Genomic DNA, 25,100 nt, shown 5'->3' on the forward strand with positions numbered 1-25,100 from the left:
TGGGATGCGATGAGTGATCAAGTGAGCACCACAATAAGTAAGTTGGAGCGAGAAAAAGACACACGTTCAGGACAGCAGGAAGTCCGCCTCTCCCGCCTTGGCGCCCTCGATGAAGGCGGTCATCTCGTCGGAGGTGTAGATCAGGGCCGGTCCGTCGGGGTCGGTCGACTGGCGGACGGCGATCCGGCCGTCGGCGAGTTTCATCGCCTCCAGGCAGTTGCCGCCGTTGCCGCCGCTCCACGGCTTGTGCCAGCCCTCGCTGCCCAGTTCCCGGGCGGGCATGCCGTTGTAGATCCGCTCGGCGCGGCCCCCCGACATGTGCGGGGACGTGATGCGATCCATTCACAACTCCTTGCGGAGATCCTGGAGGATCTCCTTCGTGCGGTGGGCCGTGGTGGCCTGGGCCGCCATGCGGTCCAGGACCTCCAGGTGGGTGGCCACCTCGTGGCGCGCGTCGAGGTAGACGGCGCCGGTCAGGTACTCGCTGTAGACCATGTCCGGCAGTTCGGGCATGGCGAACCGGAAGAGCACGAACGGCCCGTACGTGCCCGGGTGCGGGCCGGCGGAGAACTCGGCGATCTGCAGGGTGACATGGGGCAGCTGCGTGCCGTCGAGGAGCTTGTCGACCTGGGCGCGCATCGTCTGCGGGCCGCCGACCGGACGGCGCAGCGCGGTCTCGTCCATGACGACCCACAGACGCGGCGCGCCCTGGCGGGTGAGCAGGTCCTGGCGCTGCATGCGCAGTGCGACATGGCGCTCGATGTCGTCGGGGCTGGTCTGACCGATGGCGCCCGAGGTCAGAACCGCGCGTGCGTAGTCCTCGGTCTGGAGCAGGCCGGGCACGAAGTGCGGCTCGTACTGGCGGATCAGGGCGGCGGCACCCTCCAGGCTGACGTGCATGGAGAACCAGCCGGGCAGGATGTCGTGGAACCGCTGCCACCAACCGGGCTTGTTGGCCTCTTCGGCGAGTCGCACGAAGGCCCCGGCCTCCTCGTCGCCGACCCCGTAGGCCTTCAGCAGCAGCTGGAGGTAGGGGATCTTGAGGGAGACCTCGGCCGTCTCCATGCGGCGGACGGTGGCGGGCGCGACACGCAGGACGCGGGCGGCCTCCTCGCGTTTGAGGCCGGCGCGCTCCCTCAGGTCCAGCAGGCGCCGGCCGAGAACGACCTGTCCGACTGTCGGTGCGGACCGCGGTTCACTCACGCTCCACCTCCATCAAGGGCTCTGGGCGGGCGATTTCCGGCCACTGCCCACCATCCGACAACAGGGCGTCGTCAAAAGAATCCTGACAGCCCAGCGGCGCCATTCGAAGACCCGTTCGAAGATCTTCGGAGATCCCCGGTGGCTCAACTGGCGCCGCTGCAGATGCTGTTGCGAGCAGTGTGCCACGGCCGTTCACCGCGTCATACAGCACTCTGCAATTTTCAGAGTGACACTTGCCAAGTGTTCACGGCGGGGAGATAGTGGCAAGCGTGATTCCGTCCGCGCCCTTAGGAACAGACGCCGCAGACCACTTCGGCCTCCCGGCCGATGGAGGCCCCCTCGCCGGACGCCGGTTCCGTTTCGAGCTGGCCGCGCATCCGGGCTCTCCCGCCCGGGCCAGACATCTGACACGGGCCCGACTGAACGGCTGGGAGGTGTGCGAGGACACCTGCGACACCGCGGCCTTGGTCGTATCGGAACTCGTCACGAACGCGATCGTGCACACCGCGAGCAGGGTCGTCGTGTGCGAACTGCACGACGGCAGCGACCGGGTGCGCATAGCCGTGCGCGACGAGGGGTGCGCGCCGGGCGGGCCGAGCGCGGCACAGGGGCAGCCCGAGGAGGAGCACGGGAGGGGGTTGCTCCTCGTCGACGCCCTCTGTCACGCGTGGGGGGCCCACGAGCACGGGCCCGGCCTGCTCGTCTGGGCCGAGCTGCCACGGCAGGCCGACCCGCCCGGCGCGCCAGTCGAGCCCCGCGACGACCTCGGGTGGGGCGCCCGCCCCAAGCCGGGCCCGGCCGGCGGCGATCCGGGCGACGGCGACGAGGACGAGGCGCAGCGCACGGAATCACCACAGCAACGGACGACAACGGCGCGACGAACCGGGTACCGCCCGTCGCGCGACGGCGCGGAACACCACGCGACAGGGGGCGAACGGCCGTGAGCGCCGAACCCGGCCGCCCCCAGGTCCACAGCATGCACACCCTCGTACGCCTCGGGCGCGGGCTGCATCCGGCACACTCCCCCAGCCGGCTCACCGTGCCCGAGGGCATGACCGCACCGCTGGGGTGCGACGCGGTCGCCGTACCCGCCCGGTTCGGCCCGCTGCTGCTGCCCCGCCTCCCCCGTGTGGGGTGCGTGTACGCCGATGACACCCACTGGTGGTGGATCGTCCCGTCCGACTCGGACTACGCACTGGACTGGCCGGCCCCCGCGCGCTACTCCGTCGGCGCGGTCCTGCCCGACACTCCACGCGCCCCCGGACTCATCCACCAGCCCGACGACACGGTGCCGTACACGCCACCGATCCCGCTGTACCTGGCCCTGTGCCGGTTGACGGGAACCGCGCCGGCCTGGTCACGGCCGGTCAACGCGTAGCCGCCGCACCACGCCCTCCGGGCGCGCGCCGCCCACTCCGGCGCGCCCCGGCGCCGCGCGCCCCAGGACGACGCTGACCGAAGCGCTCGCGGGACTGTGCGAACCCGCGGGGCTGTACGCACCGGACCCGGGACGGATCCTGCGGGACGGGGTGGACGCGGCTTGGGCCGGCACCGTCCGGCGAAGCGGGTGGTCGCGATGGTCGCGCAGGACTTCAAGCAGTGACCGTTCACCGCCCGAGACGGGCTGGAGGAGTTGCCGGCCCCTTGGGGGCGGTACACCGAGTCGTACGCGCGGCAGGCGCAGCAGTTCGCCGCGGAGGGGACGGCGCCCGTCACGAGGGCGGGCCGAACCGTCTCACTCCCCCAGGTTGCCGCCGCGGACGATCACCAGGAACGTGTCCGTCGCGAGGTCCATGACGACCTCGGCGGGCAGCCCTTCCAGACGCCGCGCCTGCGCGAACTCCTCCGCCGGCCACGATCCGCGCGGCCCACCTGCGGGAAAGCGTTCGAGCACTGTTCGCCCGTTCACCACCCTGCACCTCCAGAAAGCGTTGTACTTGTAGGAGTTAACGCCTTCCCCGGGTCGAAGGGCTCACCCGGTGACGGGACTGAGACATTGTTGACACGCGTTCACCACGCAGGGTGAGAAAGCGATCACCTTGCGCGCCGGGCGAACACGTTACGTATCGAATTCCACACGTTCCGCATCGGACACCGCCCACGCCCCGACACCGGGCACGAGCCCTGCGCGGACGTGGGCGTCGGCGTCGGCGGGGGTGCGCGATCCGGACCTCCCCGTGAGGCAGCGGCGCCGGACGCGAGGCCCGGGCGGTCGACGCGAACAACGGGCCATACGCCCATAGATGGGCGAAATATCCGGTCTGGTGGGGAGCCACTGAACGTCCGGGTCGCGCATCGCCCACCTCGGGGTCGGAACGAAGCCGTGGACGGTCCGCCGGACCCGCCCCCTCGAACGGACCCGGCGGAGTGGCCTTCCGTCACCGCGCTCGAAGGCGCGCTCCTCCTCGACCTCCACCCTGGGCAGCCCGCGCCGTCCTGGGGCAATGCGCGCGCGTCGCCACCCCGCCCGGCACTTCCCCTCGTCCACCCCGTTCTCCGCGCGGCGCACGCCACTGGTCCCGCGGGTCCCCGCGCGCGGCGACCTCCTCCTGGACTCGGCACCGCGAGGAGGGGGCCGCCGAAGTGGAACGGAACTCGCCGCTCCGACACGGACCTTCCCTGCTCCCCTCCCGACGAGGCTCCTGCGCCGTGGAAGGCCGGGGCGTGGCAGCCGGGAAAGGCGGCGCCCCGACGACCGCCCCGCCTGCCGGACACGGCGGCCGGAACGGCGTTCGAGCGGACCACCCGGGCTCTCGGCCAACTCCCCTGCACCGGTGGCCGCGTCGGCGGCCGACGGCACCCGGCACGCATCAGCGACCTGCGCCGGCAGCGGTCGCGCCCGTGGGGGCGCCGCGACGCACGCGGGAGGAACCGACGTCATCGGAGATCCGGGGCGGCCCTGCGGGCACGCCCGGGCCGGGCACCCGGACACCGCAGCGCGCCTGACCGTGCGTCAGGGTCGGCGGCGCACCCTCGACGACCGGTCATGTTCTCTGTCGCACGGCACGACCCGGGTGCGTTCTCCGCCTGTGGGACACCCCCGCTGCCCCCCTCGCGCAGTACTTCTCCCGGGTCGACTCCGGCCGGCACCAGCTGATCGGCCATGTCCTGGTGAGCACCGGCCGGTCCACCGGGTGACGGCGGCGGGCACGCGTCCGGCCGGGTCCGGCCCGCCGGGCCGCCTCGGCCTGACAGGATCCGGTGGAGCGCAGGGGTGCGCCGGGCTCGGATCACGCTCCGGTGTGGCTGCGGATCGGCGACCGAGCCGCCCACCGCGGCGCCTTCTGGGCGGGCGACGGCCACGGACCACCGGGACCGGACGACGGCCGACACGGGCTCGGAGAGCCCACTTCCAGGCGTTCCGGCCGGGGAACCCCCGGATCGGGGAGCCCGACCCGCTCCCGCATCCGGTCCAGCCGGCCCAGGACCTCGTGAAGCCGGCGGAGGTGCACGGAGGTGAGCCGGCCGGTGTCGTCGAGGTGCACGGCGCACGCGGTCGTCGTGTCCACGAGACGTTCCAGCAGACCGGCGACCGCGTCGGCGCCCTCGGTGTGCCGGGCGACCGGGGGCAGTTCGGCCGCGGCCAGCGCGATCGCCGTACGGGCCTCGGCCAGGCTGCGGTATGCCTCGCGCCGGAGGGTCCAGCGGGCCGCGCGGTCCTCGGACCCGGCGAGCACGTGGCCGAGGTGGGCGTAGGCCGCCGACGCCGCCGCGGCCAGCAGGTGCCGTACTCCCCCACCCCGCCGGGCAGGCATCGGAAGGTGGCCCACGACGAGCACGATCACGCAGGCCAGCAGGGTCTCGCCGATGCGTCCGGCGGAGGCCTGCGGCTCGCCGCCCACCATCACCAGGGCCAGGACGAGGACGGTGGCGACGGCGGTCTGGGCGGCGAAGTGGCGTGTGGCCGCGGGAAGGAGGGCTCCGCACACCGCGACGACGGCGACGAGCCCCTCGGGCCGGGGCAGCAGGGCGGCGAGCCCGGCGAAGACGAGGGCGCCGAGTACGGTTCCGGCGGCCCGGCACAGCACGCGGGAGACGAGCGGCCCGAGGTCGGGCTTGACGAGGAAGACGGCGGTGACGGGCAGCCAGTACCAGTGCGGGTGACTGCCGTACCAGCGGGCGTGGTGCAGTGCCTGCGCAGCGGCGGAGCCGGCCCCGAAGCAGAGGGCGACGCGCATGCCGTACTCGCGACCGCCGCGTCCGAAGGCGGCCGTCAGTGTCTGCCGGACGGTCCGACGGCGCCTGTGCAGAGCACGGCCGCTGTACCCGCGGTCGAAGGCCTCTGCGGCGTGCAGCAGGGCGTCGTCCAGGGCGCGCAGAGCGGGTACGGAACGATCCGGTGCGGGCAGCGGGCGCGTGTGCGCGCGATCCCGCACGGCGGCGGCCAGGCGCCGGGGACCCACCGACGCCCGGGGCCCGGCGGACTCCCCTGCCCAGGCCAGCGCGGTGGCCGCCTCGGCGAGCGGCAGAGCGGCGGCGTACTGCGCGTGCAGTCGGCGCTCGGCGGCGCTGGACGCACAGCGCCGCAGACGCGGCCCGGCGAGAGCGTCCTGGGCCTGGTCGAGCGCGGCGGTGAGCGCGGCGCGGCGGGCGCCGGCCTGTGCGGTCCCGGCCGCGTCGAGCAGGTCCCCGACCGCGTCGTACACCCGGGCCACGGCTACCCGTTCCCCGTCGAAGCGGAAGTCGCCGCCGGCGAGCGATCCGGGCGTGGGCAGTGCCAGCCGCAGCAACAGCAACCATCCCGCCCCGGCGAGGAAGGCCAGTCCCCGCTGCCACCCGGTCTCGGGCAGCGGCATCCCGGCCCCGATCGCGGCGGCCACCAGCACCTGGGTACCGGCCGCGGAGGCGACCGGGCCACCGGCGCTGGCGCAGCCGGCGATCAGCCCGAGCCCGGTCAGCAGCAGGGTGAGCACGACGGCCGAGCAGTTCTGCCCGGCATACGTTCCCGCGCACAGCCCCACCGCCCCTGCCAGCGCGGGCCCCCCGATCCTGCCGACGGCGGCCCGCCGGCTGCCGGGGCGGTCGTTGATCCCGGCCAGCATGGCCGCGACGGCGGCGACGACCCCCAGGGAGGCGCGGCCGGTGAGCAGCGCGGCCGACAGCAGGGGTCCGGCGGCCAGTGCGCCGCGGGTCACCGCGCTCCAGGGAACCGGTACCCGCTGAGCACGGAGGGCGTGGGCGAGCCACGGAGGAGGGGTGAGGGTGGCGCGGGGGCGGGACACGGGGCTCCTGACCGGGCGAGGGCGGGATGCCTTCGGACGACGGCGGCCGGGCGACGAGGTGCGCACTCCACCGTAGATCGTGCCGGTGTCCGGCGAGGGGACGGCCGTATTGCGGGCGTGTGACGGCTCGTCGGCACCGACGCGGCAAGAGGAGGTGCGGGCACGGCAGGGGTGTCTCGCGGACGGTCTGTGGCCGTTGCGCGGCAGCCGAACGTCCCGCAGGGCCCGTACCTGCACGACCTGTGCGCGCACCCGCCCCGCCTGCCACTCCCGCCTCAGCCACCTCACCCAGGAAGTGGCCGTTGCCCGCGTAGTGGGTGACGGTCCGGGCGATCCCCCTCCGGAACCGTGGGTCCCCGTACCGCTCGACCGATGGCGGTGGCGCGGGGATCGTCGCCGTCTCCCAGTCGGTCCGGGCTCGCGCCGCCCGCCCGGGGACCGCGGGGTCCGGGGACTCGAAGCAGCCGGTTGCCGGCTGCGGCAACGTTTCCACCGCGCCGGTCGGCGGGCGGCTCGGCGAGGAACCGCCCGAAGGACTCCGGGAAGATCTTCCCGAGCCCTCGCGCCGGCAGGTCCACCGCGGCGTCGGACCGGGTCGCGACGCCCGTCAGCACCAGCCCGTCGACCACGGACCCGTCGTCTCAGGTCCCGTCGGCTCGCCGCCCTGCGGGCCGGTGGGGCAGGCCCGCCGCCCTGGCCGCCGTGCGCAGCGTGTCCCGCAGCATGAGAGGGGTGAGCCGACCGGTGAAGGTGTTGCGCTGACTGACGTGGAAGCAGCCGAGGAGCTCCAGTCCGCCGTGCCCCTCCAACCTCACCCGCGCGCCGTGGGCGAAGACCGGCCGCGGCCGGGGGACGGCCCAGCCGGCCTCGGCGAACGCGGGCAGCGACGCCTGCCAGCCGAAACCGCCCAGCACCAGCACGGCCCTCAGCGTCGGCCGCAGAAAACGCAGCTCCTGAACCAGCCACGGCCGGCACGTGTCCCGTTCCGCGGGGGTGGGCTTGTTGGCCGGCGGTGCACAGTGCACCGGCGCGGTCACGCGGACGCCGTACAGCTCCAGCCCGTCGCCCACCCCCACCGACGCCGGCTGCGAGGCGAGTCCCACCTCGTACAGTGCCTGGTACAGCACGTCCCCGGAACGATCACCGGTGAACATGCGGCCGGTGCGGTTCCCGCCGTGCGCTGCGGGTGCGAGGCCGACGATCAGCATCCGGGCGTCGACCGGGCCGAACCCGGGCACCGGTCGTCCCCAGTACGTCCAGTCGGCGAACGCGGCCCGCTTGGTGCGGGCCGCCTCCTCCCGCCACCCGACCAGCCGGGGGCAGGCCCGGCAGCCCGCGATCCGCCGGTCGAGCCCGGGAAGACCTCGGGGGGCGCCGGGGACGGCGGGGGCCGGGAGTGCGGCGATGTCGTCGGCGGGGTCGGGACTCCCCGCGGGTGGGCTGACGCTCATCCCTCCACCGTAGGAAACCGGTCGGAGACGTGCCGTGCGGGGAGCTAGGGTCGGGGACATGGTTGCTGAAGGTACGGACCGCGCCACGACGGACCCGTCGGACACCGGCGGCGAGGATTCCGGAACCGACACGTCCCGGGCCGGGGAAGCGAAGGTCGCCGCCGCGGTGGCTGCCGCCGAGGCCGCCGGGCCGGCCCGCGGCGAGTCGGTGCGGATCGACAGCTGGATCTGGTCCGTACGCCTGGTCAAGACCCGCTCCGTGGGTGCCACCGCCTGCAAGGGCGGTCATGTGCGGGTGAACGGCGAGCGCGTCAAGCCCGCCCATTCCGTACGGGTCGGCGACGAGGTGCGGCTACGGCACGAGGGCCGGGAGCGCGTGGTCGTGGTCAAGCGCCTGATCCGCAAGCGGGTCGGCGCCCCGGTGGCCGTCCAGTGCTACGTCGACAACAGCCCGCCGCCCCCGCCGCGCGAGGCCGTCGCCCCTGCGGGCATCCGCGACCGAGGCACCGGCCGTCCCACCAAGCGCGACCGCCGCGAGCTGGAACGGCTGCGGGCCCTGCGCATGCAGGGCAGCGAGGCGCGCCGGCCGGGAACTGCGGGCAAGCCGGGCGCGGAGGGTGGCGGGCGCACCGGCGGCCGGTGAGCGGGGCAGAAGCGGCTCAGTCCCTTCTCCCCCGGCTTCTCCCCCGACTGTCCCTGGCACCGGCCGGTTCGTCCGTGACGCTCAGCCGCGCCGCCGCACCCACCGCACCAGCTCCGCTGTGTGCCGGCTCCGCACCCACGCGATGAGCAGGAGCGGCACGATCAGGATGACCGGGGTCGCCGCGTTCTCCCCGGCGAAGACGGTGACCTGCACGACGAACACTCCCACCATCAGCGCACTCAGCGCAGTCGCCGCCACGGACTGCAGCACCGGGATCAGCAGTGCCTCTGGCGGGCAGTTGCCCGGGCGCCTGTCGTCCGGGCCACCCGCACCCGCTCCAGCATGTCGGGGGACTCGTCGACCGCGGTGACCGTGAAGCCCCGCTCCAGCAGCGGGTGGGTCATGCGCCCGGTCCCGCAGCGCGGTTCCAGGACGGTCGTGCCTGCCGGAACCGCCGCCTCGATGATGTCCGGCCGGCCCGGCCGGCAACCGGGAGCAGAGCCCGACCGGGCAGCCGTCCGGCGTGATCGACCCAGGTCCCGTCCCCTGATTTCCCGCTCGCACTCTTCGCTCCATGCCCGTCCAACGGCCCGCGTCCGCACGGACGTTCCCCTCCCTCGCGGGTTCACCCGTTCGAGTGGCCCTCCGAGGGGCCGCCCTCCGGGGCCGCCTCATGCGGCCTCAGGGCGCCGGAGAGCAGGTGCACATCGCCCGGCGAACCGGGCCGTGCGGTGCCCGCTCACGAGGGCACGGCCGGAGCCGCACCGTCACAGGCGGAGCCATCCGTCCGGGACGTACCAGTGCCCACCGTCCCGGACATGGTCGACCACCGCGCGTTCGAGGACCGTTCGGCGCGGCAGCCCGCCGGGGTCACTGTCGGGGGTACCGAAGACGTGGCGGATCGGCGCGTCGTCCTCCGGTTCCGCCGGCAGGTGACTGATGCGGAAGCGCTCCTGGAAGCGGACGATGTCGGAGCGGTCGGGCAGGTATCGCTTCAGCTGCGGGTCGAGCAGCCAGGAGCCGCAGGTCACCACCTGGTACGGCTCGTCGGGGTAGTGGCGGGCGAAGAAGGTGCGGGCCAGGTCCAGGGAGCGGTCCACGGCCTGCGGGGTCAGCGGCCCGAGGAAGTCGGGGATGTGCAGGCCGAGACACGGGTCGTCGGGACCGAGGGGGAGGCCGGCCGCCGCGGCGGATTCGCTCGTCCATTTCCCGACATGGCCCCGCTGGAACTGCAGCCGGCCCAGCTGGTACAGCTCGCCGCGGAAATGCAGGGTCAGCCACTGGGAACGCAGCAGGCCGCCCGTGCCGTACCGCCTGCGATGGCAGGCCAGGGCGCGGCCGGTGTCGGCGAGGGTGCGCCGGGTGACGTCCGGCGGGATTCCCCGCTCGCGGTGGTGAGCGCGTACGGCGGGCAGGGCCGCGAGCAGGACGTACAGGGGGAAGTAGCGCTGCATGGGGCCGGACGGCCAGTCGAGGTCCGGCAGGTCGGCGCCGCCACGGATCTCGCCGATGTCCTGGACGAGTACCGCCAGTCTGCGCTCCGCTGCGGCGCGCAGTTCCGGATCGTCCACCACCCGCCGGCTCATCCGCACGATGTCGTCGATGTCCTCGTGCGGCACGGAGAGGTCGCAGAGCGTCGCGGCCAGTTCGTCGGTGTCCCAGAGCACGCGCTGAGCCCCCTGTCGGACGGTGTGGAGAACCCCTGCGCCGAAGAGTACGTTGCGGATGGGAGCTGGTGGTCGCGATGCGTACGGGCAGTGAGCCGACGACGGCGCGCAGTGCGCTGCGGATGCGGTTCTGGCTGAGCCTGTGGGGCGTGTTCTGGTCGATCTTCGGGACGGCCGTGTTCGCGTTCGTCGGGCGCCCGGGGTGGGCGGCTGCCTGCGGGGTGCTGTGGCTGGTGATCACGGCGGATCTGGCCGTGATCCTCAAGCACATGCGCGAGGGCCCGCATTTCCAGCCCGGACGGGACGTCCCGCCCTACCTGCCGCCCGAGCACCGCCGACGCTCCCCGTGAGACGTGAGATCCACTCCTCCCGGGAGAGGCGCCCGTGCGGAGACGCGCACGTCCGCGTCGGCGCACGACGGGCGCACGGGGCGGAGGACACGGCTCGTCGGAAGAGGACGTGCCTCGGGGAGAGGGCGGACGTCAGTTGTCGAAGCGCGCCGCTTCGAGGTACTGCGGGTTGGGGTCCAGGGCGGCGGCGAGGCGGAAGTGGCGCCTCGCCTGGTCGCCGCGGCCTTGGCGCTCGTAGGTGCGGGCGAGGGCGAAGTGCGCGTAGGCGTTGTCCGGCTCGCGCTCCAGGACGACGGAGAACTCCAGCTCGGCGGGTCGCAGTTGCGCGGCGGCGAAGAAGGCCCGGGCACGCAGCAGGCGGGCGGCGGTGTTCTCCGGGTGCGCTGCGATGACGGAGTCGAGCAGCTTCACCGCACCCCGCGGGTCACGGGCGGCGAGCAGTTGCTCGGCGGCACGGAAGTCGATGACGTGTGTCTCCGGAGTACCTCCGGTCGAACCGCTGGTTTCGGGCACGGAGAAATCCTTCCCTTGCTGCGGGGGTTCAACGCCCGGGGCGCGTGCCCCTATTCCGGGCGGCCGGTACGGGCCCCGCGGCGCTGCTCGTGCGCCGTGCGTTCCAGTTGCGCCCACACCTCGCGCACCCGCTGCCGGAGCCGCTCCAGGGGCACGTCGTTGTCGATCACGATGTCCGCGATCTCGCGGCGCGCGTCGCGGGTGGCCTGGGCGGCCATACGCGCGCGTGCTTCCTCCTCGGTCATCCCGCGCAGCCGGACCAGGCGGTCCAGCTGGGTCTCCGGGCTCGCGTCGACGACGATCACGACGTCGTAGAGCGGGGCGAGGCCGTTCTCGGTGAGCAGGGGGACGTCGTGCACGACGACGGCGTCGTCGGCGGCGGCCCGCTCCAGTTCACGGGAACGGGCACCCACCAGGGGGTGCACGATCGCGTTGAGCACGCTGAGCCTGTCGGGGTCGGCGAAGACGACGGCACCCAGCCGGGGCCGGTCCAGGCTGCCGTCCTCGGCGAGGATCTCCTCGCCGAAGGCGTCGGCGACGGCCGCGAGTCCGGGCGTGCCCGGGGCCACGACCTCGCGCGCGATCCGGTCCGCGTCGATCAGCACCGCCCCGCACTCGACGAGCAGCCGGGACACCTCGCTCTTGCCGGCGCCGATCCCACCGGTCAGGCCCACCTTCAGCATGAGCGGAAGCCTAGGCCCTGCCACCGGTGGTGCGCGGGGCAGGGCCCGGGCCGAGGGACCGGGACGGCGTCAGTTGTCGCCCTCACGTTCGGCGAGGAACCTCTCGAACTCGCGCCCGATCTCATCGGCGGACGGGATCTCGACGGGGTCGGCGAGCATGTTGCCGCGTGTCTCGGCGCCCGCGGCCGCGTCGTACTGGTGCTCCAGGCCCTGGACGAGGGCGGTCAGTTCCTCGTCGCCCTCCCGGATCTGGCGTTCGATCTCGGTCTGCGTCCGGTGGGCGTCCGTACGCAGCGCGTGCGCGATACCCGGCAGCACCAGGCCGGTGGCGGCGGTGATGGACTCCAGGGCGGTCAGTGCGGCGTCCGGGTACGCCGACCGGGCGATGTAGTGCGGGACGTGCGCGGCGACGCCCAGGACGTCGTGCCCGGCCTCCATGAGGCGGTACTCGACGAGCGCCTCGGCACTGCCGGGCACCTGCGCCTCGTCGAAGGGGCTGCGGTGGCCCGGGACGAGCTCCGTGCGGTTGCCGTGCGGGGTGAGACCGACCGGGCGGGTGTGGGGCACGCCCATGGGGATGCCGTGGAAGTTGACCGACAGGCGTACGCCGAGCCGCTCGACGATCTGCTGCACGGCCGCCGCGAAGCGCTCCCACTCCACGTCCGGTTCGGGGCCGGACAGCAGCAGGAACGGGGCTCCGGTGGCGTCCTGGACGAGCCGTACGGTGATGGACGGTTCCTCGTAGCCGGCCCAGCGGTCGCGCCGGAAGGTCAGCAGGGGCCGGCGGGCGCGGTAGTCCACCAGCCGGTCGTGGTCGAAGCGGGCGACGACCTGGTGGGGCAGCGAGTCGAGAAGCCGGTCGACGATCTGGTCGCCGGTCTCGCCCGCGTCGATGTATCCGTCGAAGTGGTAGAGCATGACAAGTCCGGCCGACTCCTGGGCGAGCGCCATGTCGACGACGGCCAGGCCCTTCGGCTCCCATGCGTACAAACCCTGCGGATCAAGCACTTGGACCGCTCCTCCTCGTGTTCTCGCAGAACAACGCGGGCGGGAGCGCGGGCATTCCCGGGCCGGAGCCTTGATCAGCCGACCTCTGCGGGCTTCTCACGTCACGGCGGCTGGATGGGCGGGAGCGGTGGGCCGGACACGGCCGAGGGGCCGCACCTCGAAAGGTGCGGCCCCTCGGCCTCGGCTGTGCCTCAGCGGTGAGCGGGTCAGCTCTGGCCGCCCGCCAGCTTCTCGCGCAGCGCGGCGAGCGCCTCGTCCGAGGCCAGGGCGCCGGACTGGTCGCCGCCCTCGGAGGAGTACGAACCGCCGCCGGTCGCGGCCGGAGCGGCGGCCTCGCCGCCCTCGGCGGCAGCGGCAGCGTCCGCCTCGCGGGACTTGACGACCTGCTGCTGGTGCTGCTCGAAGCGGGTCTGCGCCTCGGCGTACTGGCGCTCCCACTCCTCGCGCTGCTTCTCGTAGCCCTCGAGCCAGTCGTTGGTCTCGGGGTCGAAGCCCTCGGGGTAGATGTAGTTGCCCTGGTCGTCGTAGGACGCGGCCATGCCGTACAGGGTCGGGTCGAACTCGACCGCCATCGGGTCGGCACCGAAGGACTCGTTGGCCTGCTTCAGCGAGAGGCTGATGCGACGACGCTCGAGGTCGATGTCGATGACCTTGACGAAGATCTCGTCGTTGACCTGGACGACCTGCTCCGGGATCTCCACGTGGCGCTCGGCCAGCTCGGAGATGTGGACCAGACCCTCGATGCCCTCGTCCACGCGGACGAACGCACCGAACGGAACCAGCTTCGTGACCTTGCCGGGCACGACCTGGCCGATCTGGTGGGTACGGGCGAACTGCTGCCACGGGTCTTCCTGGGTCGCCTTCAGCGACAGGGAGACACGCTCGCGGTCCATGTCGACGTCGAGGACCTCGACGGTGACCTCCTGGCCGACCTCGACAACCTCGGACGGGTGGTCGATGTGCTTCCAGGACAGCTCGGAGACGTGGACCAGGCCGTCGACGCCACCCAGGTCCACGAAGGCACCGAAGTTGACGATCGAGGAGACGACGCCGGAGCGGACCTGCCCCTTCTGCAGGGTGGTGAGGAACGTCTGGCGGACCTCGGACTGGGTCTGCTCGAGCCAGGCACGGCGGGACAGGACCACGTTGTTGCGGTTCTTGTCCAGCTCGATGATCTTCGCCTCGAGCTCCTTGCCCACGTAGGGCTGGAGGTCGCGGACGCGGCGCATCTCGACCAGGGAGGCCGGGAGGAAGCCACGGAGGCCGATGTCGAGGATGAGACCACCCTTGACGACCTCGATGACGGTACCGGTGACGATGCCGTCCTCTTCCTTGATCTTCTCGATGGTGCCCCAGGCACGCTCGTACTGGGCGCGCTTCTTCGAGAGGATCAGGCGGCCTTCCTTGTCCTCCTTCTGAAGGACAAGGGCCTCGATCTCGTCGCCGACGGCGACGACCTCGTTCGGGTCGACGTCGTGCTTGATCGAGAGCTCGCGGCTCGGGATGACACCTTCGGTCTTGTAACCGATGTCGAGCAGGACCTCGTCCCGGTCGACCTTCACGATGACGCCGTCGACGATGTCGCCGTCGTTGAAGTACTTGATCGTCTCGTCGATCGCTGCGAGGAAGGCTTCCTCGTTACCGATGTCGTTGACCGCTACCTGCGGGGTGGTGGCGGTGGTCTCGGTGCTGCTCGTCATGTGGGAAAGGGCTCCGGTACGGACATTGAAGTCGTAGGTACTGCTACGCCGGAGCCCGTTTCGCTCTGCAGAAGCCGGACAGCCAAGGAAGCGCCACACAAAACCGCTGGTGGCGCCTCGAGAACCGAGGGGACATACAACAGATGCGAGCGCAGCCTGCTACGTCTGAGGTGCGCAGGCCCGCAGCGCAACTTGTAGCATACGGGGGCAGCCGGGCAGGGTCAATGCGCGAAGGCGCACACCCGGGGCGGACCGCCGCATTCCCGGCACAGAACCTGTGGCGTCGGCCGCAGGTCGGACGTTGCCCCGCGCCCGTGCGGGCCCACCGCACCCCCTGGGGGACGCGGCCGGGACAGGTTGGACGGAAGAGTACGACGAGGGAGCCGATCATCCAAGAGCCCGAACCGTTCGCAAACCCGGAAGGGACCCCTGGGCCGGACGTGGACGCCGAGGCCACCCGGCGTGCGGCCGGGGTCGCCGAGAGCGCCCGGGCCAACCGGGGCTGGTGGGACCGCAACGCGGACGAGTACCAAGTCGAGCACGGCACCTTCCTGGGTGACGACCGCTTCGTATGGGGCCCGGAGGGCCTGGACGAGGTGGAGGCGGAGTTGCTCGGCCCACCGCAGGAGCTGAAGGGCCGCGCCGTGCTGGAGATCGGCGCCGGTGCGGCCCAGTGCGCGCGCTGGCTGGCCGCCCAGGGCGCCCGCCCGGTCGCCCTCGACATCTCCCATCGGCAGCTCCAGCACGCGCTGCGCATCGGCGGATCGTTTCCCCTGGTGTGCGCGGACGCGGGTGCGCTGCCCTTCGCCGACGCCTCCTTCGACCTGGCGTGCTCGGCGTACGGCGCGCTGCCCTTCGTGGCCGATCCGCGGCTGGTGCTGCGGGAGGTGCGCCGGGTGCTGCGGCCCGGGGGCAGGTTCGCCTTCTCGGTGACGCACCCGATCCGCTGGGCGTTCCCGGACGAGCCGGGACCCGAGGGCCTGTCGGTGTCGGCGTCCTACTTCGACCGCACACCGTATGTCGAGCAGGACGAGGAGGGCCGTGCGGTGTACGTCGAGCACCACCGCACGCTCGGTGACCGGGTCCGGGACGTGGTGGCGTCGGGATTCCGGCTGGTGGACCTGGTGGAGCCCGAGTGGCCGGCCTGGAACACCTCCGAGTGGGGTGGCTGGTCGCCGCTGCGCGGGCGTCTCCTCCCCGGGACGGCCGTCTTCGTGTGCGAGCGGGACTGACGCTCCCCGCACCGGAGGTTGTCCCCGTCGGGAAGGTTGTCCCCACCGGGAAGGTTGTCCACAGGTGCCGCAGCGGCGGCCGGCCCGCGTACGACACTGGGGACGTGATCCGTAACGACGCTCTGGACGCGCTGCCCGTGCGCGGCGCCCTGCCCGCCCTGAACGAGGCCCTGGACACCCATGGCACCGCGGTGCTCGTCGCGCCTCCCGGGACCGGCAAGACCACCCTGGTGCCGCTGGTGCTGGCCGGGCTGCTGGGCGACGGTCCGGCGCGGCGCGTCGTGGTGGCCGAACCGCGGCGGATCGCGGCGCGGGCGGCGGCCCGGCGGATGGCGTGGCTGCTGGGCGAGAAGGTCGGCGAGCGTGTCGGCCACACCGTCCGCGGCGAGCGATGCGTGGGACGGAACACGCGTGTGGAGGTCGTCACCACCGGTGTGCTGCTCCAGCGGCTCCAGCGGGACCAGGAGCTTCCGGGTGTGGACGTGGTGGTGCTCGACGAGTGTCACGAGCGGCATCTGGACGCGGACACGTCCGCGGCGTTCCTGTGGGACGTGCGCGAGACGCTGCGGCCGGAGCTGCGGCTGGTGGCCGCGTCTGCGACCACGGACGCGGAGGGCTGGTCGCGGCTGCTGGGCGGGGCGCCGGTGGTCGAGGCGGACGGCGTCTCCCACCCGGTGGAGGTGGTGTGGGCGCCGCCCGTCCGTCCGGTACGGCCGCCGCACGGCATGCGGGTGGACCCCGCTCAGCTGGCGCACGTGGCGTCGGTGGTGCGGCGGGCGCTGGCCGAGCGGTCCGGTGACGTGCTGTGCTTCCTGCCGGGCGTGGGCGAGATCGCGCGGGTGGCGGCCCGGCTGGGGGACCTGGACGGTGTGGACGTGCTCCAGGTGCACGGGCGGGCGCCGACCGCGGTGCAGGACGCGGTGCTGGCGCCCGGCGGGCGGCGCCGGGTGGTGCTGGCGACGTCGGTGGCCGAGTCCTCGTTGACCGTTCCCGGGGTGCGGGTGGTCGTGGACTCGGGGCTGGCGCGCGAGCCGCGGGTGGACCACGCGCGCGGGCTGAGCGCGCTGACGACGGTGCGGGCCTCGCAGGCCGCGGGGCGGCAGCGGGCGGGGCGGGCCGGACGTGAGGCGCCGGGCGCGGTGTACCGGTGCTGGGACCGGGCCGAGGACGCACGACTGCCGCGGTTTCCGGCGCCGGAGATCAAGGTGGCCGACCTCACCGCATTCGCGTTGCAGGCGGCCTGCTGGGGGGATCCGGACGCCTCCGGGCTGGCGTTGCTGGACCCTCCGCCGGGCGGTGCGATGGCGGCGGCGCGGGCCGCCCTGGCGGCGGTGGGGGCCGTGGACGCCGAGGGCCGGGCGACCCGGCGCGGGCAGATGTTGTCCCGGCTCGGGCTGCACCCCCGGCTGGGGCGGGCACTGCTGGACGCCTCCGGCGCGGGGGCCGAGGTGGTGGCGCTGCTGTCGGAAGAGGCGCCCCGGGAGTACGGCGACGATCTGGCCGCCGCGGTGCGGCAGGCCCGGCGCGGAGGTGACGGTTACTGCGCGCGGTGGCGGACGGAGGTGCGTCGGCTGCGGTCCGCGCTGGGGGAGGCGGCGCACCCGCCGGCACCGGGTGGCCGGTCGCACGTGGACGTCGGGCACGCGGCGGGTGGGCGTGACGAGGAGGCGGACCGGTCCGTCGACCGGACGGCCGGTCTGGTCGCCGCCCTCGCCTTTCCCGAGCGGGTCGCCAGGCTGGACGGGGGCTCGTACCTGATGGCTTCGGGCACCCGGGCGGACCTGCCAGAGAACTCGCCTCTGCGCGGCTGCCCGTGGATCGCCGTCGCGGTCGCCGACCGGCCTGTCGGCAGGGGGCACGCGCGCGTGCAGCTCGGGGCCGCGGTCGACGAGGACCTGGCCCGGCTCGCGGGGGCCGCCCTGCTCGACGAACGGGAGGAGGTGCGGTGGGCCGACGGGGACGTGGTGGCGCGCCGCGTGGAACGGCTGGGTGCCATCGAACTGGCGGCGCGGCCCCTGTCCGCCGCCGATCCCGGGCTCGTGCGGGGGGCTCTGCTGGACGGGCTGCGGCAGGAGGGGCTCGGGCTGCTGCGCTGGTCCGCGGAGGCCTTGGCGTTGCGGCAGCGGCTGGCGTTCGTACGACTGCACCACGGCCAGCCGTGGCCCGAGGTGTCGGACGGCGCTCTGTTCGCACGCGTCGACGCGTGGCTGGAACCGGAGCTGAGCAGGGCTCGGCGGCGCGCCGATCTCACGCGCATCGACGCCGGCGCGGCGCTCGGTCGGCTGTTGCCCTGGGCGTCGGGTGAGGCGGGACGGTTGGGCGAGCTGGCGCCGGAGCGCATCAGCGTGCCCAGCGGGTCGAGGGTCCGGGTCGACTACACCGATCCCGAACGTCCCGTCCTCGCGGTGAAGTTGCAGGAGATGTTCGGTCTGCAGGAGTCGCCCGCGCTCGCGGGCGTGCCGCTGCTGGTGCACCTGCTCTCCCCCGCCGGGCGGCCCGTGGCGGTGACGGCCGACCTGGCCTCGTTCTGGAGGGACGGATACAGGGGGGTTCGGGCCGAGCTGAGGGGGCGTTACCCGAAGCATCCGTGGCCGGAGGATCCCGCGGCCGCGGAGCCGACCCGTCACACCAACGCGCGGCTCAGGAGATGAGCGGGAACGGCAGTACGACTGCCACTCGCACGTGGGGCGCCGCGCGACGCCCCGGGACGGAAGGGTGAGACGCAGAGCGGGGGCGGAGGCCGGGAACACGGGCACCGGTGTGTGGAGGACGGGCGGCCATGCCGGTGCGTGGTGGTGAGGGCACCGGCGTCGCGCCGCCCCTCCCCGCCGAGCGCCGGCCCACGGTTGTGAACGCGCAGCGCCCCTCGGCGGGGAGGGGCGCTGCGGCAGCTCGGGCGAGGCGCTACGCCCCGGGGCTCGCCGACGGGGAGGCACCGGCCGAGGGCGTGGGCCCGGTCGAGGGGGTCGGTTCGGTCGACGGGGTCGGTTCGGTCGACGGGGTCGGTTCGGTCGGCTCACCGGGACTCGGGGACGTTTCGGCCGCGGACACGGTCAGCTCGACGGTGAGGGTCGCCCCGCCGGTGGAGGTGATGCGCAGCAGGAACGTGCCCGTGGTGTCGTCCGCGTAGAGCTCGGGCAGCTCCAGCAGGCCGTCCGCGTCCGTCTCCAGGTCGGTCAGGGCGCGCACGGGCTTGCCGTCGGCGTCCTTGAAGTAGGGACCCTTGTCGTTCTCGGCCGGGTCGTCGGCCGATGTGACGAGCGTGGCGGTGGCGGCGACCAGGTCGGCCGCGGCGCCCTTGTACGTGGCCTTCACCTCGACCCGCTCGGCGAACTCTCCACCCGGGATGCAGACGAGCGCGGTGTCGCCGGTGCGGGTGAGGGTGTCGGCGGCACGCGCGGTGACGGTCGCCGCGTACGGCAGGCCCGGAAGGGTGCGGCCCACCACGGTGGCGCGGACGGTGAAGGCTCCGGTCCGCTCGCCGGCCCGCAGGACGGGAGCGACGGCGACGCCGGAGCCGTCGGTGGCGACCGTGGCGACGGTCTCGCCGCCGGCGAACGTGGCGTCGGTGTCGCCGGTGATGGTGAAGCGGACGCGGACCTTGGCGACGGGTGTGCCGGAGGCGGTCTCGGCCCGGGCGCTGAGCCGCGGGGTGAACGCGTCTCCCGCCATCGCGGTCAGCTTGGCCATGCCGGCGTTCGCCAGGTGGTCCACGGTGTCGGTGGGCGTGGGCGGCGCGGGCAGGGGCGTCCAGGTGGGCGGCGTGGCGGGAGTGGTCGGGGTGGCGGGGGCGGTCGGGGTGGAAGGCTGCTGTGCCGGGGGCGGTGTGGGGCTCGGCGGCGTGGTGCCGGGCGGGGTGGACGGAGCCGCCGGTGCGGAGGGAGAGGGCGGCGTCGGCTCGGCACTCGTGCCCGGCGTGGTGTCGTCGCTGGGGTGGGAGGGCACCCTGCCCGTGCCGTCCGGGATCTCGTGGGTGCCCTTGCGGTAGTACTCCAGCCACGTCAGGACCAGGTTCAGGTAGTCCCGCGAGTTGTTGTAGCTGAGGATCGCCGCGTGCAGGCCCTTGTCGGTGGCCATGTTCCAGTCGTTGCGGCACAGGTAGTGCCCGGCGGCGAGCGCGGCGTCGTAGACGTTGTTCGGGTCCTCGAGGCCGTCGCCGTTGCCGTCGCGACCCGCCCAGGCCCAGGTGGACGGGATGAACTGCATCGGGCCCACGGCTCGGTCGACCGTGGTGTCGCCGTCGTAGGCGCCGTGGTCGGTGTCCTTGATGTGCGCGAAGCCGTTGCCGTCCAGCTTGGGGCCGAGGATCCGGCCGAGCGTGGTGCCGTTCGCGTCGACCCGGCCGCCGCGGGCCTGACCGGACTCGACCTGGCCGATGGCGGCCAGGAGCTGCCAGGGCATGTTGCAACCGGGCTTGCTCGCGGCGAGTTCGGCCGCGGCCTTCTTGTAGGCGTCCAGGACGGTCGCGGGGATACCGGCCTGGCCCTCCGTGGTGACGGTGGGCGGGGTCGTCGCGGTGGTCGGTGCGGGTTTGGGGCTGTTCAGCGGCGGCAGGTCGGTGTAGTACCGCGAGTTGCCGGTGGCGGTGTCGTCGGCGACCGGGTCGGGTACGGGTTGCGTGCCGCCGGTGGTGGTCTGCCCACCGGGTCCGTCACCGATCACGCCCGGCGCCTGGGATGCGGAGAGCGCCGCCACTGCCGCCGCGGCAACGGCGGTGGTGACCGCCCCCTTGCGCAGCCGCCTGCCGAATTGCGCCGCCATAAAGTGAACCCCTCCCGCGGACGCCCGAGCGTCCGTCTCTGTGTGCCGTGCCCGGTGTGCCGTGCTCGCCCTGGTGTGACGATCGACCCGCCGTGCTGGTTGCGCTGGTGACGGGTTTACGTTGTTCTTGTGCGCGTTGTGCGTTCTCTTGCGTGTTGTGCGGTGCGCGCCGCCTGTTCGTGACGCCGGTCGCTCGCCCGCACACGGCGCCTCGTGACCCTACGACAACTTCCTTTGCGCGGGCACCGGTTCCTGTCCGATTTTCGCCAGTTGCTCACGTGCCGTTCCCGTGAAGGTGGCGCCGCGCCTACTGGAGCGCGCTGATCTGCGGCCGGTCTGCGGCCGGACGGTCCGGCCGATGCGCCCTCGGGGATTCCAGTTGCCGTTCACACTGAGTCACGCGGCCGCCGTGCTGCCCGTGGTGCGCACCGACGGGACAGGGCGGGGCCGGCTGGTGCCGGCCGTGCTCGCCGCCGGATCCTTCGCGCCCGGCATGACCTACTACGCGGCGGGCGCGGTGTCCGGGGCGACGGGGCCGCTGGGGTCACCCACTCCCTCACGGGGGTCTTCACCATCGACGTCCTCATCGCCCGGACGCTGGTGGGTCTGTGGCTGCCGGTGCGCGAGCCGTTGGTGGCGCTGCTGCCGCAGGGGCGCTGGGCGACGCTGCTGCGCTGCGGGGCCCGCGCACGCGGGTACGGCCCGCCGGGGTGCTGTGGTGGACGTGTCCGCGGCGCTCGGCGCGTCGACCCGCGTCGTGTGGGACGCGTTCACCCATCTCCGAGCGGTTGGGGGACGCGCTTGTCTCCCGTTCTGGGGCGGGAGGTGGCGGGCTCGCCTCTGTACCGGTACCTGCAGTACGGCGGTTGGGGGGTCGCCGTCGTCGTCCTGGGCGTGTTCCTGGCGCGCGGGGCCCCCGGGCCAACCGGTGGGGGTGCCCGCGTTGTCGGTGAGGGACCGGTGGTGGGCGGCTGCCGTCGTCGGCCGCTGCGCAGCGGCGGGAGCGGTGCAGCGCGCCTCCCGGTGGCGGGCCCACCGGGGTGCGCACGCCGGGCCCTGGGAACTGGTTCCGGCGGCGTGTTTCGGGGCGGGCACCGGGCTGGTGGCCGGGCTGCCGCAGTACGCCGTGGGGGTCCGGCTGTGGCGTCCCGTCCGCCGGGAGCAGGCCGTGGTCAGCGCCGGGGCCGAGCGGAGCCGTCCCGGCGTCCACCGACCGTGGGGCCGGCCGCGGGGGCCGTCGTCGCGACGAACACGGTGAACCTGCGGTCGGGGCGGGGTTTGGGCAGCCGGGCCAGCACGAGGGCCACGTAGCCCAGGCCGACGTCCGCCCAGGCCCGCCAGGCGGCGGCGTCGGGGAGGCGTACGGCCGTTCGGCCACGGCCGGCGAGGCGGCGGCCCAGGCCGGCCGCGGCGCGGGCGAGGGCCCTGGCGCGGTCGGCGGGGATGCGTGCGGTGCTGGCGCCCGACGCGGCGGGCGGGACCGTGGGGAGCGACGCGGAGGGGGCCGCTTCGGCGCGGGCCGGAGCCGGTTCCTGGGCCTGAGCTCGTGCCGTCCGGCGGTGGAGCATGCGTATACCCATGCCCGCATCCTGGCGGGCCGCGTTGTGAGGGGCCTTCTCGCGGGGGCCAGCCGGGTGACCGGGCCTGCGGGGGCGGGCGTGATCCGGGCCGGGCCGGCCCGTGGGGACCTGCCGCGCGGCGCTCCGCACCGGAACGCCGCGCGCCTCCCGGCAGTCCGTGCCGGTCGGGGCGTCAGTGCGCCGCGGACTCCCAGTCAGGGCCGACGCCCACCGACACGTCCAGGGGGGCGTGCAGGTGGACGGCGCCCGCCATCTCGCGGCGGACGAGTTCCTCCACCGCGTCACGCTCGCCGGGCGCGATCTCCAGGACGATTTCGTCGTGCACCTGGAGCAGCATGCGGGAGGTGAGGCCGGCCTCGCGGAGCGCGCCGTCCACCTTGAGCATGGCGATCTTGACGATGTCGGCCGCCGTGCCCTGGATCGGCGCGTTGAGGGCCATCCGTTCGGCCGCCTCGCGACGCTGGCGGTTGTCGCTGTTGAGGTCGGGCAGGTAGCGGCGACGGCCGAAGAGCGTCGCCGTGTACCCCGTCGCCCGCGCCTCGTCCACGACCCGGTGCAGGTAGTCCCGGACTCCGCCGAAACGGTCGAAGTAGGCGTCCATCAGGGCACGGGCCTCGGCGGCCTCGATGTTCAGCTGCTGCGACAGCCCGAACGCCGACAGCCCGTAGGCCAGCCCGTAGGACATGGCCTTGATCTTCCGGCGCATCTCGGCGTCCACCGCCGACCGCTCCACCGCGAACACCTGCGAGGCCGCCGTGGTGTGCAGGTCCTCCCCGGAGGTGAACGCCTCGATCAGGCCCTCGTCCTGGGACAGATGGGCCATCACGCGCAGTTCGATCTGGCTGTAGTCGGCGGTCATCAGGGACTCGTAACCCTCGCCGACGACGAAGCCGCGGCGGATGGCGCGGCCCTCGTCCGTGCGTACCGGGATGTTCTGCAGGTTCGGGTCGGTGGACGACAGCCGTCCGGTCGCCGCCACCGTCTGGTTGAACGTGGTGTGGATCCGGCCGTCCGCCGCGATCGTCTTGATCAGGCCCTCGACCGTGACGCGCAGCTTGGCCTGCTCGCGGTGGCGCAGCATGATGACCGGCAGTTCGTTGTCGGTCTGGGTGGCCAGCCAGGCCAGCGCGTCCGCGTCGGTGGTGTAGCCGGTCTTGGTCTTCTTCGTCTTCGGCAGGCCGAGCTCGCCGAAGAGGACCTCCTGCAGCTGCTTGGGCGATCCCAGGTTGAACTCGTGGCCGGCCGCGGCGTGCGCCTCCTTCACCGCCTGCTGCACGGCGCCCGCGAACATCTGCTCCATGGCCTCCAGATGGGCCCGGTCGGCCGCGATGCCGTGCCGCTCCATGCGGGCCAGGAGCGCGGACGTGGGCAGTTCCATGTCCCGCAGCAGGTCCGCGGCGCCGACCTCCTCCAGCCTGGCCCGGAAGGCCTGCCCGAGGTCGAGGACGGCACGGGCCTGGATCATCAGCGCCTCGGCCTCGGCGCCGTCGTCGGCACCGAACGCGAGCTGCCCGTCGGCCTCGGCGGCCGGGGCCAGCTCGCGGCCCAGGTACTCCAGGGACAGCGCGTCCAGGTCGAAGGAGCGGCGGCCCGGCTTGACCAGGTAGGCGGCGAGGGCGGTGTCCATGGTGACGCCGTCGACGCGCCAGCCGTGCTCGGCGAACACGCGCATGGCGCCCTTGGCGTTGTGGAGGACCTTGGGCCTGCCGGCATCGGCCATCCAGCTCGCGAACGCCCTCTCGTCGGCCTCGTCCAGCTGCGCCGGGTCGAACCAGGCGGCGGGCCCCTGGTCCGTGGCGAGGGCGACCTCGGCGACCGAGCCGGTGCCCAGCGCCCAGGAGTCGACGGTGGCGACGCCCAGGGTCCCGCCCGCGTGCTCCGCCAGCCACGGGGCCAGCTCCCCGGTGCCCAGCACCGCCCCGTCCAGCTCCACCCCGTCGGCGACGACCGGTGTCGTCTCCGCCTCCTCGGCCCCCGGGTCGACGGCCAGCAGCCGCTCGCGCAGCGACGGGTTGCGGATCTCCAGGGTGTCCAGGATCATCGCGACGCCCTTGCGGTCGTACGGCGCGCGCTCCAGGTCGGGGACGGTCCGGTCCAGCTCGACGGTGCGGACCATCTCGGTCAGCCGGCGGTTGAGCTTGACCGCCTCCAGGTGGTCGCGGAGGTTCTGCCCGGCCTTGCCCTTGACCTCCTCGACGCGCTCGACGAGCTGGGCGAACGAACCGAACTGGTTGATCCACTTGGCGGCCGTCTTCTCGCCGACGCCGGGAATGCCCGGCAGGTTGTCGGACGGGTCGCCGCGCAGCGCCGCGAAGTCCGGGTACTGCGCGGGCGTCAACCCGTACTTCTCGACGACCTTCTCCGGGGTGAAGCGGGTCAGCTCCGACACGCCCTTCGTCGGGTACAGCACGGTGACGTTGTCGGTGATCAGCTGGAAGTTGTCGCGGTCGCCGGTGACGATCAGCACCTCGAAGCCCTCGGCCTCGGCCTGCGTGGCGAGGGTGGCGATGATGTCGTCGGCCTCGTAGCCGTCGACGGCGAAGCGGGAGACGTGCATCGCGTCGAGCAGCTCGCCGATCAGCTCCACCTGCCCCTTGAACTCGTCCGGCGTCTTGGAGCGGTTCGCCTTGTACTCGGTGAACTCCTGCGACCGCCACGTCTTGCGGGAGACGTCGAACGCCACCGCGAAGTGCGTGGGCGCCTCGTCACGCAGCGTGTTGGCCAGCATCGACGCGAACCCGTAGATCGCGTTCGTCGGCTGGCCGGTCGCGGTGGTGAAGTTCTCCGCGGGCAGCGCGAAGAACGCGCGGTAGGCCAGGGAGTGCCCGTCCATGAGCATCAGGCGCGGGCGGCTGCCGCCGGGGGTGCTGTCGGTCTTCTTCGCTGCTGTCTCTGCCACGCACCCGATCCTGCCACGGCCCGGTGACAGTCGGCCGCCGCCGGCGGCGGCCGGTCCCGGCCGGTCGGCCCACGAGGCCGTCCGGGGCCGGCCGGTCCGCAACGGGGCCGTGGGGCGACGGATCCGCACACGGGAGCCGCGGGGCGGCGGTGTCCGGCCCGGGGGCCGGTGCCGCCCGGCGGCCGCTC

At 73.5% G+C, this 25,100-nt stretch carries 19 protein-coding genes and 4 pseudogenes; 7 read left to right on the forward strand and 16 right to left on the reverse strand.

The features are described 5' to 3' along the window. Positions 1 to 66: 66 nt before the first annotated feature. Both I3F54_RS05850 and I3F54_RS05855 read right to left on the reverse strand, forming a co-directional pair. Positions 67 to 342 carry a DUF397 domain-containing protein gene (locus I3F54_RS05850; RefSeq protein WP_240117528.1) on the reverse strand — a complete coding sequence of 92 codons (276 nt, stop codon included), beginning with the start codon at positions 340 to 342 and terminating at the stop codon, positions 67 to 69. Continuing rightward, positions 343 to 1,203, reverse strand: coding sequence for a helix-turn-helix transcriptional regulator (locus I3F54_RS05855; RefSeq protein WP_240117529.1), 861 nt, complete (start codon positions 1,201 to 1,203; stop codon positions 343 to 345). It lies immediately after the preceding gene. Positions 1,204 to 1,463: 260 nt separating this feature from the next. Here I3F54_RS05855 and I3F54_RS05860 point away from each other — a divergent pair, with 260 nt between their 5' ends. Both I3F54_RS05860 and I3F54_RS05865 read left to right on the forward strand, forming a co-directional pair. Next, positions 1,464 to 2,147: an ATP-binding protein gene (locus I3F54_RS05860; protein ID WP_240117530.1), complete on the forward strand. Its 684-nt coding sequence runs from the start codon at positions 1,464 to 1,466 to the stop codon at positions 2,145 to 2,147. Between the two features lie 32 nt (positions 2,148 to 2,179). Next, the gene (locus I3F54_RS05865) at positions 2,180 to 2,581 is read left to right on the forward strand and encodes a hypothetical protein (protein WP_240117622.1); all 402 of its coding nucleotides are present in this window, start codon (positions 2,180 to 2,182) and stop codon (positions 2,579 to 2,581) included. Positions 2,582 to 2,938: 357 nt separating this feature from the next. Here I3F54_RS05865 and I3F54_RS05870 read toward each other — a convergent pair whose 3' ends face one another. From I3F54_RS05870 to I3F54_RS05885, 4 genes and pseudogenes are all read right to left on the reverse strand, one after another. Beyond that, positions 2,939 to 3,112: a hypothetical protein gene (locus I3F54_RS05870; protein ID WP_240117531.1), complete on the reverse strand. Its 174-nt coding sequence runs from the start codon at positions 3,110 to 3,112 to the stop codon at positions 2,939 to 2,941. A 1,321-nt stretch (positions 3,113 to 4,433) separates the two neighbouring features. Further along, positions 4,434 to 6,425 carry an FUSC family protein gene (locus I3F54_RS05875; protein ID WP_240117532.1) on the reverse strand — a complete coding sequence of 664 codons (1,992 nt, stop codon included), beginning with the start codon at positions 6,423 to 6,425 and terminating at the stop codon, positions 4,434 to 4,436. 265 nt (positions 6,426 to 6,690) lie between these two features. Further along, positions 6,691 to 7,054: pseudogene (locus I3F54_RS05880) on the reverse strand (prolyl aminopeptidase); the annotation flags it as partial. Between the two features lie 12 nt (positions 7,055 to 7,066). Next, positions 7,067 to 7,876: a uracil-DNA glycosylase gene (locus tag I3F54_RS05885; RefSeq protein ID WP_240117533.1), complete on the reverse strand. Its 810-nt coding sequence runs from the start codon at positions 7,874 to 7,876 to the stop codon at positions 7,067 to 7,069. 58 nt (positions 7,877 to 7,934) lie between these two features. On the opposite strand from I3F54_RS05885, the gene I3F54_RS05890 reads away from it, so the two are divergent. Further along, entirely contained in the window at positions 7,935 to 8,519 is a 585-nt protein-coding gene (locus I3F54_RS05890) for an RNA-binding S4 domain-containing protein (RefSeq protein WP_240117534.1), read from the forward strand. 81 nt (positions 8,520 to 8,600) lie between these two features. On the opposite strand, the pseudogene I3F54_RS05895 reads toward I3F54_RS05890, so the two are convergent. From I3F54_RS05895 to I3F54_RS05905, 3 genes and pseudogenes are all read right to left on the reverse strand, one after another. Then, positions 8,601 to 8,804 (reverse strand): annotated as a pseudogene (locus tag I3F54_RS05895) (DoxX family protein); the annotation flags it as partial. Positions 8,805 to 8,833: 29 nt separating this feature from the next. Next, positions 8,834 to 9,095 (reverse strand): annotated as a pseudogene (locus tag I3F54_RS05900) (class I SAM-dependent methyltransferase); the annotation flags it as partial. 191 nt (positions 9,096 to 9,286) lie between these two features. Beyond that, entirely contained in the window at positions 9,287 to 10,186 is a 900-nt protein-coding gene (locus I3F54_RS05905; protein ID WP_240117535.1) for an acyltransferase domain-containing protein, read from the reverse strand. Between the two features lie 77 nt (positions 10,187 to 10,263). Between I3F54_RS05905 and I3F54_RS05910 the strand changes: the two genes are divergently transcribed. Continuing rightward, positions 10,264 to 10,536 (forward strand): DUF6343 family protein, encoded by a 273-nt coding sequence (locus I3F54_RS05910; protein WP_240117536.1) that lies wholly within the window; start codon positions 10,264 to 10,266, stop codon positions 10,534 to 10,536. A gap of 132 nt (positions 10,537 to 10,668) precedes the next feature. Here the strand turns inward: I3F54_RS05910 and I3F54_RS05915 are convergent, their stop codons facing one another. The 4 genes from I3F54_RS05915 to rpsA form a co-directional block, all read right to left on the reverse strand. Further along, positions 10,669 to 11,049 carry a tetratricopeptide repeat protein gene (locus I3F54_RS05915; RefSeq protein WP_240117537.1) on the reverse strand — a complete coding sequence of 127 codons (381 nt, stop codon included), beginning with the start codon at positions 11,047 to 11,049 and terminating at the stop codon, positions 10,669 to 10,671. A gap of 50 nt (positions 11,050 to 11,099) precedes the next feature. Next, on the reverse strand, positions 11,100 to 11,732 hold the full coding sequence (coaE, locus tag I3F54_RS05920) for a dephospho-CoA kinase (protein ID WP_240117538.1): 633 nt from the start codon (positions 11,730 to 11,732) through the stop codon (positions 11,100 to 11,102). Between the two features lie 69 nt (positions 11,733 to 11,801). Beyond that, positions 11,802 to 12,740: a PAC2 family protein gene (locus I3F54_RS05925; RefSeq protein WP_240117539.1), complete on the reverse strand. Its 939-nt coding sequence runs from the start codon at positions 12,738 to 12,740 to the stop codon at positions 11,802 to 11,804. A gap of 206 nt (positions 12,741 to 12,946) precedes the next feature. After that, on the reverse strand, positions 12,947 to 14,440 hold the full coding sequence (gene rpsA, locus I3F54_RS05930) for a 30S ribosomal protein S1 (RefSeq protein ID WP_240117540.1): 1,494 nt from the start codon (positions 14,438 to 14,440) through the stop codon (positions 12,947 to 12,949). Between the two features lie 386 nt (positions 14,441 to 14,826). Here rpsA and I3F54_RS05935 point away from each other — a divergent pair, with 386 nt between their 5' ends. Together I3F54_RS05935 and hrpB are read left to right on the forward strand one after the other, a co-directional pair. Continuing rightward, entirely contained in the window at positions 14,827 to 15,672 is an 846-nt protein-coding gene (locus tag I3F54_RS05935; protein WP_374205863.1) for a class I SAM-dependent methyltransferase, read from the forward strand. A gap of 104 nt (positions 15,673 to 15,776) precedes the next feature. Then, complete coding sequence (hrpB, locus tag I3F54_RS05940; RefSeq protein WP_240117541.1) at positions 15,777 to 18,323, forward strand: ATP-dependent helicase HrpB; 2,547 nt, start codon at positions 15,777 to 15,779, stop codon at positions 18,321 to 18,323. A gap of 253 nt (positions 18,324 to 18,576) precedes the next feature. On the opposite strand, the gene I3F54_RS05945 is transcribed toward hrpB, so the two are convergent. Then, positions 18,577 to 20,433, reverse strand: coding sequence for a lytic murein transglycosylase (locus I3F54_RS05945; protein WP_240117542.1), 1,857 nt, complete (start codon positions 20,431 to 20,433; stop codon positions 18,577 to 18,579). Positions 20,434 to 20,812: 379 nt separating this feature from the next. On the opposite strand from I3F54_RS05945, the pseudogene I3F54_RS05950 reads away from it, so the two are divergent. After that, positions 20,813 to 21,691: pseudogene (locus I3F54_RS05950) on the forward strand (DUF4184 family protein). On the opposite strand, the gene I3F54_RS05955 reads toward I3F54_RS05950, so the two are convergent. Both I3F54_RS05955 and polA read right to left on the reverse strand, forming a co-directional pair. Next, positions 21,606 to 22,013 (reverse strand): hypothetical protein, encoded by a 408-nt coding sequence (locus I3F54_RS05955; RefSeq protein ID WP_240117543.1) that lies wholly within the window; start codon positions 22,011 to 22,013, stop codon positions 21,606 to 21,608. The pseudogene I3F54_RS05950 and the gene I3F54_RS05955 sit on opposite strands and share 86 nt — an antisense overlap. Before the next feature lie 172 nt (positions 22,014 to 22,185). After that, positions 22,186 to 24,912: a DNA polymerase I gene (polA, locus tag I3F54_RS05960; protein ID WP_240117544.1), complete on the reverse strand. Its 2,727-nt coding sequence runs from the start codon at positions 24,910 to 24,912 to the stop codon at positions 22,186 to 22,188. Positions 24,913 to 25,100: the final 188 nt, after the last annotated feature.

This window comes from Streptomyces sp. MUM 2J, assembly GCF_022414535.1.
Lineage (GTDB): Bacteria > Actinomycetota > Actinomycetes > Streptomycetales > Streptomycetaceae > Streptomyces.